The sequence below is a fragment of the Gelidimonas diazotrophica genome (assembly GCF_055694025.1).
The window spans coordinates 2,658,201-2,674,516 of the sequence record NZ_CM146349.1 but is presented as its reverse complement, the minus strand read 5'-3'; the positions used below and the strand labels follow the sequence as shown (position 1 = coordinate 2,674,516).

Sequence of the window (16,316 nt, the reverse complement as noted above, 5' to 3'; positions counted from 1 at the left end):
GGCGAAACTGGAAATTTCATTATCGGCAAGCGACTGCGCCGAAATAAAAATGCTTATGAGTAACGCAAACAACGCTTTAAAAAATTAGGGCTTAGTTTTCACGTTGCGACTCTCGCCTGGAATGGTCGGGCTCACGCTGCCGGAGACAACATGTTGGCGTCCCGCACTACTACCCACGCGCCACTCGCCTGCTTGCGAAGAATAGACATCGCGCTGCCAGTGTGGACGGTAGCACTTCCACCGGAGAGCGGGATGATTCGGACCTTGAGATTCGTCCAGCAGTAGGCGAGGCTGCCTGAAACTTCGACTTCTTGCACGTCGCCAGTGGACTCGATGCGATGCTTGGCGAGCAGAGCGCGAAGCCCGCTTTCGAACGCACTGCGACCTCGCATCGGCGGATGTCCTACCACCAGGAAGACAACGTCTTCAGCCATCAGATTGAGAACGGTATCAATATCACCGGCAGCGGTCGCGCTGTGCCAAAGCGCGACGAGATTGCGAATGGCTTGTTCATCAGAATTCATCGGGACTCCTCGAATGCCGGAAGGTAAATCTATTCAAACCAATACTTAACTATTTACCTCGTCATGCTTCACTTCCAATTTAAAGACACTGACGACCTGTTCCAGGTGACCTGCCTGGTCCTGCAGGGATTGTGCTGCAGCGGCGGCTTTTTCCACCAGCGCGGCATTTTTCTGGGTGACGTTGTCCATCTCGATAATTGCGTTGTTGACTTGCTCGATGCCTGCCGTTTGTTCGTTGCTCGCTGTGCTGATGTCGCCCATGATGTCGGTGACGTGTCGGATGCTGTCGACGATCTCTGTCATGGTGGCGCCGGCCTGATGCACCAGCGCGCTGCCGGTATCGACTTTTTCGACCGAGTCCCCGATCAGGCCCTTGATCTCTTTTGCGGCTGCGGCCGAACGTTGCGCCAGGCTGCGCACTTCGGCGGCGACAACCGCAAAGCCGCGCCCCTGTTCGCCGGCGCGGGCGGCTTCCACTGCGGCATTCAAGGCCAAAATATTGGTCTGAAACGCGATGCCATCGATCACGCCAATGATATCGACAATTTTTTTGGACGAAGCATTGATCGATTCCATGGTGTCGACCACGTGCGAGACGACCGCACCGCCTTTGACCGCGACTTCCGATGCGGACATGGCAAGCTGGTTGGCTTGGTGCGCATTAGCGGCATTTTGCTTGACGGTGGAAGTCAGTTCTTCCATCGAGGAAGCGGTTTTTTCCAGTGAGCTGGCTTGTAATTCGGTACGGGAGGAAAGATCGGCGTTGCCGCTGGCGATTTCGCTGGAAGCGCTGAAAATGGTATCGGTTCCCTGGCGCACTTGGCCCACGATCCGCACCAGACTTCCATTCATGTCTTTCAACGCTTGCAGCAGTTTCCCCATTTCGTTGGTCGAGTTAACTTCGATTTCCTGCGTCAAATCGCCGGCGGCGATGCCATTGGCGATCCGTATTCCCGCTTCCAGCGGCTGCGTGACGACTTTGCGAATGAAAGGGTAGATCAGGAGCAGCACCGGAATGCAAGTGAGAATGGCGGCGAGAATCAATTTGAGGCGCTGCCTGGACAAGGCCGCGTTGGCTTCGTCCAGCGAGATTTTCATGCTGACGACACCCAGCACAGTATTTTCTGGCACCTGGTGGCACATTATGCAATTCTTGCCGAGGTAATTTTTTTGGGCCAGAGTCGGGCGCACCGCCCTCAGATATTCGCCGTTGCTGTCGGATTCGACGCGAATGATTTCTTTGCCAGTGTCCAGCACCTGTTTTTCGAGTGCGTCCGGAGTGGATATATCCTTGGCTGTGCCGACTCCGAACATCTTGCTGACACCATCGCCGCGTATGACACGCACATCGCGGATGGAATTGAGTTGCTTGATTTGGTCGAGAAAGACGGCACGGTCTTTTACCGTGCCGGTGACCATCATGCTGGTGAGTCCGGCCATGGTGACTTCATGCATGCTAAGGGAAAAACCGCGCGCCTGATCAACGGCGACTTCGCGAGAGACATAATTTTGCCAAATGATCACGCCTGACCAGACAACAATCAGCGAGATCCCGATGGTAACCAAGAGTTGTACCCAAATTTTCATATTAGCCTGAATTTTGCAAAAAAAGCAACGATTGTCATAGGTGGTACTGTCAATTTAGTGCGCTAACCCAAAATTTCATAGAACAAGAAATATCAGCCTCTAATGATGCTCTTGAGAAACGCGAAAGCCAAGCGGGATTGTGCTTGATGCAGAGCTAAAAGGCGAGGTAAATGGAGAGGTAAATGGCGAATACGCGTGATGTTTATAAGTCGACGAAACATACACGTTGGGATCGTCGATAAAACGACTGTTTACAAGAAGTGAGCATCATCATGAGCGAAATTGCCTCGGCCTCGCGTGATGAATCTCTGGAAGTGCCCCAGTCAACGATGCGGTATTGCAGCTGGGCAAGCGCCGGTAAATGAGACGTTGGTGACGTTGGCAGCGTTGGCACAGTTGGCCGTTCGGCAGTTCGCGCTGCGATGCGTCAAGACAGCAGCCGGTGGATGGCTTATCATGTGCGCCCTTTGGATTGATGAGAGCGCCATGGCAGATGCATGCGGAGTTGATTTCGGAACATCCAATTCCACCGTGGGCTGGAGTCGTCCTGGTCAGCCGGCCTTGCTGGCGCTGGAAGATGGCAAGCCGACTTTGCCGTCGGTGATTTTCTTCAACGCCGAAGACAATAGCGTGCAATACGGTCGCGCCGCGCTGGCCGGTTATCTGAGCGGGGCGGAAGGGCGGCTGATGCGCTCGATGAAGAGCTTGCTCGGCAGCGGCCTGATGGAGGGCCAGACCGAAGTGCTAGGCAACGCGATGGCGTTCAAGTCGCTGCTGGCGCAATTCATCGGCGAGCTGAAACAGCGCGCGGAATGCGCGGCCGGGCGCACATTCAGCCGGGCGGTGCTGGGCCGGCCAGTCTTTTTTGTGGACGGCAATCCGGCCGCCGACCGGCTGGCGCAGGATACGCTGGCCGAAGTTGCGCAGATGGTCGGTTTCAGCGAAATCGATTTCCAGTTTGAGCCGATTGCCGCCGCCTTCGATTATGAATCGCAGATTGCGCGGGAGGAACTGGTGCTGATTGCCGATATCGGCGGCGGCACTTCCGATTTTTCACTGGTGCGCTTGTCGCCGCAGCGCGCCGGCAAGGTCGACCGCAGAAGCGATATTCTGGCTACCGGCGGCGTTCATCTGGGCGGCACCGACTTCGACAAATATCTGAGCCTGGCGTGCGCGATGCCGCTGCTCGGTTATGGCAGTGCTCTGAATAACGGCAGCACGATACCGTCCAGCATTTATTTCAATCTTTCCACCTGGCACAACATCAATCTTGCCTACACCCAAAAAACCCGGGCTCAGTTGCAGGATATTTATCGCGATGCTATGGCGCGTGACCGGCTCGACCGCCTGCATGCACTGATCGACCAGCGCGCCGGCCATTGGTTGGCCGGCCAGATGGAACTGGGCAAAATTGCGTTATCGGACGCCGATCTGATTCAGCTCGATCTCGACCGCATGTCGCCGCCCCAGACGCTGGCGATTCACCTGGCCGATTTCGAGGCCGCCATTCACGGCCTGGTCGGCAACATTGAAAACACCGTCGCCAGTCTGCTGCGCGACGCCGGCATAACGGCCGCCGCGGTCGATACCGTATTCTTCACCGGCGGCTCCAGCGGCGTGCGGTTGTTGCGGGAAAGAATCGCTTCCGTGGTGCCGGATGCAAGACAAGTCGAAGGCGACCGCTTCGGCAGCATCGGCGCCGGATTGGCGCTGGATGCGCAGCGTAAGTTTGGATAAATTGCCCGTCTTGCGTTGTTATTTTTTTTGTCCACGAAAGGCACGAAAAACACGAAAGGACGGCATGTCAGAATGTATTTGATTGGTTTTTTCGTGACTTTCGTGTTTTTCGTGGACCGCTTTTGTTCTTGGGTTGCCTATGACATTTAATATTCCTGCAACAATACTGGATGCGCTGACTGGCGCGCATGCGTCCTGGCAGCCGATATTGCGTGACGGCTTGCGGGCGGTGGCGCGCACCGATGCTGGATATTTGCCGGCGTTGGCAAGCAGCGCGTATCTGCCGACGCAAGGGCGTTTGTTCGCGGCCTTTGCGCAACCGCTGGATGCGGTGCGTTTTGTGCTGGTGGGCGAGGGGCCGTATCCGCGTGCCGGGAGTGCGACTGGCGTGTGTTTTATGGATGGCGCGGTGGCGGGTTTGTGGTCGGCGCTGCCGGACGGCGGTTTATCGAAGCCGGTGAACAAGGCGACTTCGCTGCGTAATTTCATCAAGATGCTGCTGGTGGCAGACGGTCAGTTGCAAGTGGCAAATACGTCGGGCGCAGCAATGGCGCAAGTGGCTTTGAAGGCGCGTGCGATGGGCTCGCCGCTGGTGCAAACGCTGGCTGACTTGCAGCGCAATATGCTGGCGCAGGGTTTTTTGCTACTGAATGCATCGCTGGTGTTTCGGGCCGAAGTGGCGCCGGTCAAGGATGCGCGTGCCTGGCTGCCTTTTCTGGACGTGGTTTTGCAGGCATTGGCGGCGCGGGCCGAGGTGCGAAATGTGCCGGCTCCAACATTAGTGCTGTGGGGAAAAATCGCCGAGCGCTTGCAACCGTTGCAGGTGATCAATGCTTTTCCGCAGGTGTTGTCCGAACATCCATACAACCTGTCTTTCATCGCCCATGAGCAGATGCAGACATTGTTTGCACCGCTGCATTTATTGGAGAAATAAGCATACTCCCTGATTAATTTTAAAACATGCCGCGGATTCAGGTATGAAGTGCAACTGGCTTGAAGATACTCCCATTAAAAACTAGATACCGTTGCACTTCGTAGTTGAATCTGCCTTTTAATTTATATCGAGTATTTTAAAGTGGCAATGAATACCTGGGGTAAAGCTATTTTTTTATTTACTCATCAAATTAACGATAATTTTACGGGTCTCTGATGAATTTTGGGATGCAATAAACAGGGCCTGCCAGCAGCCGTCGGCAGGCCCTGTATTACTATTCACACCCGGCGTCAATATCGCGTCAGAATCGGAATATTTGCCTAGGATTTAGAGGACCATATCCTGAGGTACAAAATCATGGTGACCAATTAAAGCAATTTGGAAGTCGGCCCCCAGATTAGTATTCACATTGCCATCGATCACGGTAATTTCATTGGCACCCGATCCTTCATAGTGATACACCAGCTGTCCGGCTGCTGTAAATCCTGCACCAGCGGCCGCATTGAAGGTAAATGCCTGATTTCCACCTGCCCCCGTATTGGCATCAATACTGGAGAAGTCAAGCTTGTCAGTGCCACTTAAAAAATCAGTGATGAGGTCACGTGCTGCAGCACCCATACCAGACTCATTAGTGTTGTTGTAATCAAAAATATCGCTACCCAATCCACCCGTCAATATATCCGCTCCTCGTCCGCCGGTAATGGTGTCATTGCCAGCACCACCATTTAGCAAATTGGCCAGAATATCACCCACAATTTGATCGTTACCTGAACCTCCGATAAAGTTCTCGATGCCTGTGATTCGATCAGAGTTCAAAGTGCTCGTATCTGTACCAATGACAATAGCCTGACTATTGCCATTCAGCGTAACGCTCAAGTTAGCAGCAAAAGCTGAGTAGTCAACGGTGTCGTTTCCGGTCCCGGCGTTAATGTCATCTCTGGCATGATCAACTGTCATGATAAAAGTATCGCTACCGGATCTTCCATCGAGTTGATTACTGCCAGCACCATCTGTAATAGTGTTGTTGCCAGAACTTCCGATCACATTTTCAATACCGGCCAGCGTATCAGCACCAGTCTGTGCACTGGAAGCTACACCTGAAGTGAGGTTGATCGTTGCATTAGCTGTAGTGCCTGATAAATCGTAGCTATCTGTACCAGTGCCACCGAGGAAGACATCGTTGCCGTCGTTGACAGTTGCAACCAGTTTGTCATTGCCCGCGCCACCATCGACCACATCGTTTCCAGCGCCACCGGTCAGAGTGTCGTTGCCGCCCAGGCCCAACATGACGTCATTTCCTGCAGTACCAACGATGTTGTTATTGTTGCTGTTTCCAGTGATGAATGCGGTTTCATCTGAAATGAAGTTATTTGCCCCAAATGGATCAGAATAACTAGACACCACACGCACGGTAGTATTGGACTGATTGTTAAGCGTAGCTGCTGTGGCGCCTGCGATATTTACCCAAGTGCCGCCAGCTAATCGTTGCCATTGATATTGTGTAAAGTTAGTCATGCCATCAGGGTCGGCAATAGTGTTTGTTGCGGTCAGACTTGCCGCATTATTAGTGCTTGTGTAGCCACTGATGTGGAGCGCACCTGTTGCAGCCTCATTGACGTTTTGCACCGTTACTGCAAGCGCTTGCGTGTCAATCGTTATGGAATCACTGACCTGGACGATGACGTCGTACACATTGTTGCTTCCTGTGTCAGTGGGTGCCTCAAAATTAGGGGCATTTGCAAAACTCAAAACACCTGTACTTGCGTCAATTGCAAACCGAGCAGCATCTGCACCGCCATTAATAGAATAAGTGAGCGTTTGCGTGTTGACGGGAATATTATTTGCGTCTGTTGCCGTTACAGTGGTGACTGCTATAGTATTTTCTGCCATTGCTATTGCCGCAGTCGCGCCACCACCGTTGGAGGTAATGACAGGGGCAATATTGAGCAGCTGTAACGTGTTCAATGAGCCATCAGCAAACTTGAAGTTTTCAACGCCAACCACTACGTCCGTATTGTCACGACCAGCAACGCTGTCGATAATCTTATAGGCGGTGATGTCGCCTTGATGTGCCGTAGCGAAGGTTATTTTCTCGACCGTATAATCAGCGCGATTTCCCGTGAACACGGCCGTGTCAGACAAGCCAGCCGTACCTCCATCACCAGTCGTGCCGCCGCCCATAAGTGTCTTGCTTGCGCCATAGCCGAGTTCAAGGTCTTTGAACATTTCCGATTTCAGCATTTCGGTGTAGTGCTTGTCAAAGCCTGGGCCTACTTGGTCTAGCAGGCCGTTGTGTTGCATAAAACCAAGGGCACGATGCGTAGCACCATCAAACTCGTTGGTGTAAGTTCCAGCATAAGTGCCAATCAAACTATCCAGACGGATGCCATCACCGATGATGACATCGTTGCCGATTCCACCTGTCAGGGTGTCATTGCCGCTACCCCCTATGAGCCAGTTTGCATTGGCGTCGCCAATGGCGGTATCGTTATTACGCGAGCCGATAAAGCCTTCAATGCCAACCCAAGCCGGGAAAGGCGTAGTGCCATCAATGGCCACCAGCGGGTTCTGCTGCGTTGCAAAATTTGCAGTTACGCCGCCTGCTGGCGCTAGCACATAGTCGCTGAAGTCAATCATGTCGAAACCAACGCCAACGCCACCATTACCCAAGTCAGAGGCGCCATCTCCGCCAAGCACTTCATCCGGCCCGCCACCCATGGCGGATGAGGGATTGCCTGGGCGCAAAATATCATCGCCATTCAAGCCCGCCACGATATCCTGATTGTCACCACCGACAATTAAATCGTCGCCATCATCGCCCCACAACACGTCGCCATCCATGCCGCCGTCGATGTAGTCATTGCCGTCGCCGCCGTGAGTGAAGGCATCCGTATCGCCTTCGCCATAGATCACGTCATCGCCGCTACCGCCGGAAATTTTGTCAATACCTACACCACCATGGATAATGTCATTGCCTGCACCGCCGATGATTTGGTCAACCCCCGCCATAGCAGAAGCGCTGGATTCACCCCAGAGAATGTCATCGCCATTACCGCCGTCGATCAGATCAGGGCCATCACCGCCGTAGATCACGTCATTGCCATCGCCACCATACAAACGGTCAATTCCTGCGCCGCCGTAGATGATGTCGTTGCCACCTTCACCATAAGCTGTGTCGTCACCCCCACGCATGTAAATGAGGTCGTTATTGTCAGTGCCCACCAATACTTCGTTGGAGTACGCGCCAGAGTCGGGAGTGCCATCGAGATTTGTGCTTGTAATGTTGTTAACCGGGTGCGCATCAGTGCCAGCCAAAACTGTTCGAACATCGCGAATGTATTGCACGCCACTGACCGTAACAACCGAGCCATTTGCATTTGTGCTATTGCCACCATCGGTGTAAATCCCTAGCGTAGGGTGAAGGTCGAGCGCGCCATTTGTGCCAGTTGCATCGCCGCCATACTTGTGTTCGTTCCCAGCGTTTGCAAGCGAAGATGCGTTTTGGGAGAGATCAAAATACTGATCCGCATAAGAGAATGCACTACCGTTCAGGTGTTCAAGCCCCGTATTGCGCTCGATAATATCCTTGAACTGCGCATTGGCAATTTCATCGCCCATCTGCATGTTGTTCAAGCGATACAGGTAATAGAATCGGTCGCCATCCATCAAACGGTTAATCTGATCCAGAAACACGGCATTGAAGGTTTCACCCAGTAAGCCACCCAGCACATGGGCCTCGGCAAGCCCGCCTACCCAGCTATCGATTTTGGTATACCCCTGGTCGCCGCCACTCAGGAAAGCGATCGCGTCATTAAATGTGTAGCCCATTGCTGCTGTGGCACCATCTATTATTGAACCATTTTCCAGTCCGATAATGGCGTGTGCTTTAGCCACATCACCATCAAACGAATAAGCGGCAATAAAGTTCACCAAGTTATCCGGATGAATCATATTGGCACCAAAATCCGACCAACTGGTATAGGCGGTTAAGTTAATCGCGGTGCGGAAATCATTGAGGGTGGGAATGCCAACATCACGTCCACGTGCGATATTGATTGCGGCTAAATCCAGTGGTTGACCCAGCAAGCCTTGATTCAATGCCGGCGTAATAAATTCATCTACCTCGTTCATTTGTTGATGCGTCATACCTAGAGCAATAGCAGCAGCACCTGTGCTGGCAAAAAGCTGCGGGCTAAGGAACGCTTGTTCCAGCGCGAGGCTCATTACTTTTCCAGTGATGCCACCTGTAGGATCGATAGTGTCAATGGATTCACGTAGCGTGGAATGACCGAAGCGGAAAGCCACCTGCGCATAATCCAGAGAAACGGTGGCATTGACGCCGCTGTTGTAGCCCACAAATTCTGGTAAATCAGGGGTAATGGAGCGGGCGTATTGGTCAACCGCAGTATGCTGATATTCCATTTCCACCGTCAGTTTGGCGGCATCGAAAACTTTATCGCCGTTCCATGCGATCTTGCCATCGCTATCCAGATAATTGCCGTTGGCGTCCAGGATACCTGTATTGATTTGCCAATCGTGCGCTACAGAATGAGATGTATCGCCCAAAATAACCGCGCGCGCGTCTTGCGCCAAAATGGAATTTTCAATGTTGCGAACCTGATAGTTGTGCTCTTCATGGAACACGTGGTGAATCGTGGTTAGCCCAATGTTTTCATTTACGCGGCCATCGCCTGCAATGTAGTGGTCGCCTACGGATTCGAGCAATACTTCGGCGGCTAGTGCGTTATTCTGTGGAGTACCGCCAGCCATTGGGCCAAAGGTGCGAAAGTCAATGATAGTGCCCAATGTGATTGCGCCAGGAGGGCCTCCTAGGGCATATGTACCGTCAACCCCGGGATCAATTCCCAAATCGTGCAATGCCAGTTGCGTTGCACTTGATAGATGTGCTGTGTTGAAATGCGGATTCATATCCAACAATAAGGCTTGCCCACTATGCGTGCTTTGCACGCCGGCCGTAATCAGATCGGAATCGATTACATGCCCGCTAGCATCACGGTCGCGCAGGTTTAGCACATCTTCCCAAGTAAGATCATCACGGCCTGTTGCGACTAAATGCGCGCGTAACTCATTCAAAGTTGGCAACGTGGCATGGGTCATTTCGCCAAATGCATTTTTCCATGCGGTGACTGCGGTGATACCATCGAGCATCTCAGCACCCGCATGGTAGTCACCGTTTACGTCTTTTACCCATTCGCGCAAGATTTGCGTCACCTGCTCGTTAGAGCCATAAGTTTGGCTTTGATCGATATAGGGCGATGAATGGTTAACCCATTGCGCTTTACCATTAGCATCAAAGCCACTGACATCAGCGCGGGAAATGGTAATTGTTGTCGCAGGTCGACCATCCGGACCAATTACCCCATACATGGGATCATCCATGGCTAAAGGGATAGTTATTTTTGTACCGTCAGCACCTTTGCCGATGAAATCCAGGCCATGATCAAAAAATTGACCAAATAATGCCAGCCAGCCATTGGCCGGTGCCACGCCAGGGTTGATTGCGCCGATGAAGAATTCATGGTTATCCGCATTCTGCTTATCTTGCTGCCCCAATGTTTCTAGCATGCCGTAATCAGCAACTGAGGTAAAACCATTCGCGTCCTTCGTGATGTGCCCATCAGTTAGCGTGAATGTCGCACCAGCTGTCGTCGTTAACTGGCTGATCATGCGCGGGGTGTAATCGATCACGTCGATGCCGGGATGTGCTTCGCTCACGCTGGTATTAGGATTATCTGCGGACTTAATGTAGTCCGGAGTGGCAGCAGTATTGCCCGTCAACCCAATTTTATTAGCATAAAAAGCTCCTGAATCACCGGCATGCAAAGCTTGTACGTAATTGGTGAAGTTCGCCGTGATTCTTTGCAGAAACGGCTGGTCTACTGCACCCCAAGCTGAATTTACCAAATGCAAATTGTTGTTAAAACCGGTAACTTCACGCAGGCCCTGTGCTGCGGTAACGGACGCATAGGAATGTCCGTAAGCAGCGATTGCATCCGTTGCGTTCATACCCGTCGTGTTGTAGCCATTGCGTTGTGCATCAAAAATGGCAGTTGTGCCCTCCCAGTTGATGATTGCGTTGCCATCCGCATCGAACAATGGACGGAAGTTAATCTGATCCCGGATAAAATTCAAGTCGTCGAGATTGAAGCGGAATGGTTTGAGTTGATAATTTGTTGCCATGTGATTTCTCCCTGATTATTTATAAGAAAATTACGATTGACAATGCATTGATGCTTCAAACGGCTAACTGGATATCTATTCAGTCTTCGTGGATTTGTTAGCAATTGCGATTTATAGTTGTCATAAATGCATACTAATAAGATAACAATTTTGCACTAATGAATCTTGAGAATTGTCAACAAAAAATTCTTGGTAACGTTGGCAGCGTGTCTTCGTGGAGTGGCTAGGGGCAGTTAGGGTGAGTTGCCGATTCGGGAAATCGCGATGCAATGGCTCAAGACAACAGCCGATGGATGGCTTTTCATGTGCGCCCTTTGTGTTGATAAGAGTGCTATGGCAAACGCATGCGGAGTTGATTTGGTAACATCCAAATCCACCGTGGGCTGGAGTCGTCCCGGCCAGCCGGCATTGTTGGCGCTGGAGGATGGCAAGCCGACTTTGCCGTCGGCGATTTTCATTAACGCCGAAGACGACAGCGTGCAATACGGTCGCGCCGCGTTGGCCGGTTATCTGAGCGGGACGGAAGGGCGGCTGATGCGCTCGATGAAGAGCTGGCTCGGCAGCAGCCCCAGATGCCAGACAGGTCGAAGGCAAACACTGGCTGGCTTGTAGCGCAATATGCTGGCGCAAGTTTTTTTGCTACTGAATGCATCGCTGGTGTTTCGGGCCGAAGTGGCCCAGTCAAAGATGCGCGCGCCTGGCTGCCTTTTCTGGACGTGGTTTTGCAGGCATTGGCGGCGCGGGCCGAAGCGCGAAATGTACCGGCTCCAACATTAGTGCTGTGGGGAAAAATCGCCGAGTGCTTGCAACCGTTGCCGGTGATCAATGCTTTTCCGCAGGTATTGTCCGAGCATCCGTACAACCTGTCTTTCATCGCACACGCGCAGATGCAGGCATTGTTTGCTCCGCTGCATTTACTGGAGAAGTAATCATACTCCCGGTTTAATTTTTAAAACATGCCACTTTCCGCATATATATATTGCGGAGGCTGAATATACGGATGTGAGTATATTATCCGTTCATTGACACGATATTGTCTGTTCCGTGGGCACCGAATATTTGGTCTTTGAGCACACTGAGCTGATCCCGCACTTGCGCGGCTTGTTCGAATTCCAGATTTTTCGCGTGATCGTGCATCAGCTTTTCCAGTCGCTTGATTTCGCGGCTGACCTGTTTCTCGCTCATCGCTTCATATTTGGCGTGTTCTTGCGCCACCTGCATCTCTTCGCGTGCTTCCTGTGGACTGTAGACGCCGTCGATCATGTCGCGGATATGTTTCTTGATGCCGACCGGCGTGATGTTGTTGGCGAGATTGAACGCAACCTGTTTTTCGCGCCGGCGATTGGTTTCGTCAATCGCCCGCCGCATCGAATCGGTCACCTTGTCGCCATACAGAATCGCCATGCCGTTCAGGTTGCGGGCGGCGCGGCCGATGGTCTGGATCAGGCTGCGTTCGGAACGCAGAAAACCTTCCTTGTCGGCATCCAGAATCGCCACTAATGAGACTTCTGGAATATCCAGCCCTTCGCGCAGCAGGTTGATGCCGACCAGCACGTCGAAGGTACCCAGGCGCAAGTCGCGGATAATTTCGACCCGTTCGACGGTGTCGATATCGCTGTGCAAATAGCGTACTTTGAAACCGTTGTCGCTCAAATATTCGGTCAATTGCTCGGACATGCGCTTGGTCAGCGTGGTCACCAGCACCCGTTCGTTCTTCTTGACGCGGTCGCTGATTTCATTGGTCAAATCATCGATCTGGCTGCTGGCGGGCCGCACCAGAATCATCGGATCGATCAGGCCGGTCGGACGTACCACTTGTTCCACCACCTGATCGGCGTGGGCTGTCTCGTAAGCGGCCGGAGTGGCCGAGACGAACACGGTTTGGCGCATTTTCGATTCGAATTCGTCGAAGCGCAGCGGCCGGTTGTCCAGCGCCGACGGCAGCCGGAAACCGTAATCGACCAGATTGGTTTTGCGCGCCCGGTCGCCGTTGTACATGCCGTTGAACTGGCCGATCAGCACATGCGATTCGTCCAGGAACATCAGCGCGTCCGCCGGCAGGTAATCGACCAGCGTCGGCGGCGGTTCGCCAGCCTGCGCGCCGCTCAAATGGCGCGAATAATTTTCAATTCCCTTGGTGAAGCCGATTTCGGCCATCATTTCCAGGTCGAAGCGGGTGCGTTGCTCGATGCGCTGTTCTTCGATCAGCTTGTTTTCCTTGCGGAAAAAAGTCAGCCGCTCGCGCAATTCATCCTTGATGGTTTCGACCGCGCGCAGCACGGTGGCGCGCGGCGTCACGTAATGCGAGCCGGGATAAATGGTGAAACGCGGAATCTTCTGGCGCACGCGGCCGGTCAGCGGATCGAACAGTTGCAGGCTTTCGATTTCGTCATCGAACATTTCAATCCGGATCGCCAATTCCGCATGCTCGGCCGGAAACACGTCGATGGTGTCGCCGCGCACGCGGAAAGTGGCGCGGCCGAAATCGATCTCGTTGCGGGTGTATTGCATCTGGATCAGGCGCGCAATCACGTCGCGCTGGCTGACCTTGTCCTTGGCGCGCAAGGTCAGGATCATTTGATGGTATTCGTTCGGGTTGCCGATACCGTAGATGGCGGAGACGGTGGCGACGATGATCACGTCGCGCCGTTCCATCAGCGATTTGGTGCAGGACAGGCGCATTTGCTCGATGTGTTCGTTGATCGACGAATCCTTTTCGATGAACAAATCGCGCTGCGGCACGTAGGCTTCCGGCTGGTAATAATCGTAATAACTGACGAAGTATTCGACCGCATTCTGCGGGAAAAACTCGCGGAATTCGCTGTACAACTGCGCCGCCAGCGTCTTGTTCGGCGCAAATACGATGGCGGGCCGGCCCATGCGGGCGATGACGTTGGCCATCGTGTACGTCTTGCCCGAGCCGGTTACGCCGAGCAAGGTCTGGAACGATAAGCCGTCCTCGATGCCTTCGACTAGCTTGTCGATGGCCTGCGGTTGATCGCCGGCCGGCGCGAAAGGCTGGAACAGGCGATACGGAGAATCCGGAAAAGTGACGATTTTGGATTCATCAATTTGAGGGGAAACTTCGGATAGTTCAGCCATGAATAGCGACCTTTGGTAAAATTGGTGACTGTTAACTGTTTATGGTGCTTGGCGGATATCTTCGCTTTGTTCTGCACCATTCAACCCCGCTGCGAGAAATGCTGAGAAGTACTGAGAAGCGCTTTCGGTGCTTTCGCTGCCAACTTTTGATGTTATCACGATGAACTCACCTCTTTCTGCCTCCCTATTCGCCGCTATCGCGCTGGCGCCCCGCGACCCGATTCTTGGCGTAACCGACGCTTTTAATGCTGATCAAAACCCTAATAAGGTCAATCTGGGCGTCGGCGTGTATTCCGATGACAACGGCAAAGTTCCGCTGCTGGCATGCGTGCGCAAGGCCGAAGCGATCCTGATGGAAAAATTCGCGCCACGCACTTATTTGCCAATCGACGGCCTGGCAGCTTACGACAAAGCGGTGCAGGAACTGGTATTTGGTGCCGATAGCGCGGTTATTCAAGAAAAACGTGCGGTGACCGCGCAAGCCATCGGCGGCACCGGCGCCTTGAAGCTGGGTGCCGATTTCCTGAAACGCTTTGCCCCGGACGCGCAAGTCTGGATCAGTGACCCGAGCTGGGAAAACCACCGTGCGCTGTTTGAGTCGGCCGGTTTTGTCGTGAATAACTACGCGTATTACGATGCAGCAACGCGTGGCGTCAATTTCGCCGGCATGCTGGCTGCGCTGAAATCGATGCCTGCCGGCGCGATTGTGGTGCTGCATGCATGCTGCCACAACCCGACCGGTGCCGATCTGAGCAATGCGCAGTGGGATGAAGTCATTGCCGTCGTGGCCCAATGCGGCCTGGTGCCTTTCCTCGACATGGCGTATCAGGGCTTTGGCGACGGTATCGCAGAAGACGGTCAAGTGGTGCGCCGCTTTGCCGCTGCGGGCGGTCCGCTGTTTGTGGCGAACTCATTTTCCAAGTCGTTCTCCTTGTATGGCGAACGGGTTGGCGCACTGAGTATTGTCGCAGCCAGCACCGAGGAAGCAGCGCGCGTGCTGTCGCAACTCAAACGCGTAATTCGCACCAATTACTCGAATCCGCCCATCCACGGCGGTCAGGTGGTTGCCACCGTATTAGCAACACCGGAACTGCGCACACTATGGGAGCAGGAACTGGCCGGCATGCGGCTGCGTATCCGTGAAATGCGCCAATTGCTGGTGTCGAATCTGAAGGAAGCAGCGCCATCCAACGATTTCGATTTCGTGATCAAGCAGCGCGGCATGTTTTCGTATTCCGGTCTGACCAAGCCCCAGGTCAATCGCCTGCGCGAAGAGTTTTCGGTGTATGCAGTCGATACCGGCCGCATCTGCGTGGCTGCGTTGAATACGCGCAATATTGGTTACGTTATCGCGTCGATTGCCAAGGTACTGTAATTGCAATTCGGTACATCGTAGGTTGGGTTAGCGATAGCGTAACCCGACGTTCTCAGCCGAAAATGTCGGGTTACGCGATGAAGCCGCTAACCCAACCTACAAAACTGCGATAGTGGCAGGCGTCCGACATCTGGTGCCGTGGTCCGGAACTGGTGTTTTACCGGAAAATGAACGAAAAAAAACGCTGCGGAAAATCGCAGCGTTTTTTTTTGTTCGATGAAATTAGTTGCGTACTACTTTTTTGAATTCGTTGGTGCGCGTATCAATTTCAATCATGTCATCCTGGCTGACAAACAATGGCACTGGAACGATGTGGCGATGCGCTTCGATTGCATTCTCAATCTTGGCTTCTTTCAATACATTGCCCGAAGTGTTGCCTTTAACTGCTGGTTCCGAGTACACGATTTGGCGAACGATAGTCGTTGGCAGTTCGACCGAAATTGCTTTGCCGTCGTAAAAAACAGCTTCGCATTCCATGCCGTCTTTCAGGTAGTGCAGCGCATCACCCAGGTTCTCGCCTTCAATTTCAAACTGTTCATAGTCTGCGTCCATGAACACATACAGCGGATCAGCGAAATAAGAATAGGTCACCGCTTTTTTGTCGAGTACCACTACCTCAAACTTGTCGTCACCCCTAAAAACATTTTCCAGAGGGCTATTTGTCAGAAGATTCTTCATCTTCCACTTATAGGTGAAGCCCGTGCGACTCGAGCCGTTGACATCAGAGCGCAAGACGATCATAGGCTTAGTGTCAACCATGATAATGTTGCCAACACGAATTTCTTTTGCAGGTTTCATAGCGAATATACGTAAAAAGGTGGTTGCACAAAAATCATTGGTAGCCTGCTGGCAAAAA

General features: G+C 52.8%; 9 protein-coding genes and 1 pseudogene. 5 read left to right on the top strand and 5 right to left on the bottom strand.

The window, feature by feature from the left end; genetic code table 11:
• Positions 1 to 131: 131 nt before the first annotated feature.
• Entirely contained in the window at positions 132 to 524 is a 393-nt protein-coding gene (locus KGFNPO_RS12400; protein ID WP_472631574.1) for a YybH family protein, read from the bottom strand.
• A gap of 45 nt (positions 525 to 569) precedes the next feature.
• Positions 570 to 2,111, bottom strand: coding sequence for a methyl-accepting chemotaxis protein (locus KGFNPO_RS12395; protein WP_472631573.1), 1,542 nt, complete (start codon positions 2,109 to 2,111; stop codon positions 570 to 572).
• 486 nt (positions 2,112 to 2,597) lie between these two features.
• Between KGFNPO_RS12395 and KGFNPO_RS12390 the strand changes: the two genes are divergently transcribed.
• Together KGFNPO_RS12390 and KGFNPO_RS12385 are read left to right on the top strand one after the other, a co-directional pair.
• Positions 2,598 to 3,848 (top strand): Hsp70 family protein, encoded by a 1,251-nt coding sequence (locus KGFNPO_RS12390; protein ID WP_472631572.1) that lies wholly within the window; start codon positions 2,598 to 2,600, stop codon positions 3,846 to 3,848.
• Between the two features lie 139 nt (positions 3,849 to 3,987).
• Complete coding sequence (locus KGFNPO_RS12385; RefSeq protein ID WP_472631571.1) at positions 3,988 to 4,782, top strand: uracil-DNA glycosylase family protein; 795 nt, start codon at positions 3,988 to 3,990, stop codon at positions 4,780 to 4,782.
• Between the two features lie 327 nt (positions 4,783 to 5,109).
• Here KGFNPO_RS12385 and KGFNPO_RS12380 read toward each other — a convergent pair whose 3' ends face one another.
• Positions 5,110 to 10,983, bottom strand: coding sequence for a peroxidase family protein (locus KGFNPO_RS12380; protein ID WP_472631570.1), 5,874 nt, complete (start codon positions 10,981 to 10,983; stop codon positions 5,110 to 5,112).
• A 333-nt stretch (positions 10,984 to 11,316) separates the two neighbouring features.
• Here KGFNPO_RS12380 and KGFNPO_RS12375 point away from each other — a divergent pair.
• Together KGFNPO_RS12375 and KGFNPO_RS12370 are read left to right on the top strand one after the other, a co-directional pair.
• Positions 11,317 to 11,550, top strand: a pseudogene (locus KGFNPO_RS12375) (Hsp70 family protein); the annotation flags it as partial.
• A gap of 5 nt (positions 11,551 to 11,555) precedes the next feature.
• Positions 11,556 to 11,912 carry a uracil-DNA glycosylase family protein gene (locus KGFNPO_RS12370; RefSeq protein ID WP_472631569.1) on the top strand — a complete coding sequence of 119 codons (357 nt, stop codon included), beginning with the start codon at positions 11,556 to 11,558 and terminating at the stop codon, positions 11,910 to 11,912.
• Between the two features lie 82 nt (positions 11,913 to 11,994).
• Here the strand turns inward: KGFNPO_RS12370 and uvrB are convergent, their stop codons facing one another.
• Positions 11,995 to 14,085: an excinuclease ABC subunit UvrB gene (gene uvrB / locus KGFNPO_RS12365; protein ID WP_472631568.1), complete on the bottom strand. Its 2,091-nt coding sequence runs from the start codon at positions 14,083 to 14,085 to the stop codon at positions 11,995 to 11,997.
• Between the two features lie 160 nt (positions 14,086 to 14,245).
• Here uvrB and KGFNPO_RS12360 point away from each other — a divergent pair, with 160 nt between their 5' ends.
• On the top strand, positions 14,246 to 15,460 hold the full coding sequence (locus KGFNPO_RS12360) for an amino acid aminotransferase (RefSeq protein WP_472631567.1): 1,215 nt from the start codon (positions 14,246 to 14,248) through the stop codon (positions 15,458 to 15,460).
• A gap of 222 nt (positions 15,461 to 15,682) precedes the next feature.
• Here KGFNPO_RS12360 and KGFNPO_RS12355 read toward each other — a convergent pair whose 3' ends face one another.
• Entirely contained in the window at positions 15,683 to 16,258 is a 576-nt protein-coding gene (locus tag KGFNPO_RS12355; protein WP_472631566.1) for an elongation factor P, read from the bottom strand.
• Between the last annotated feature and the right edge of the window lie 58 nt (positions 16,259 to 16,316).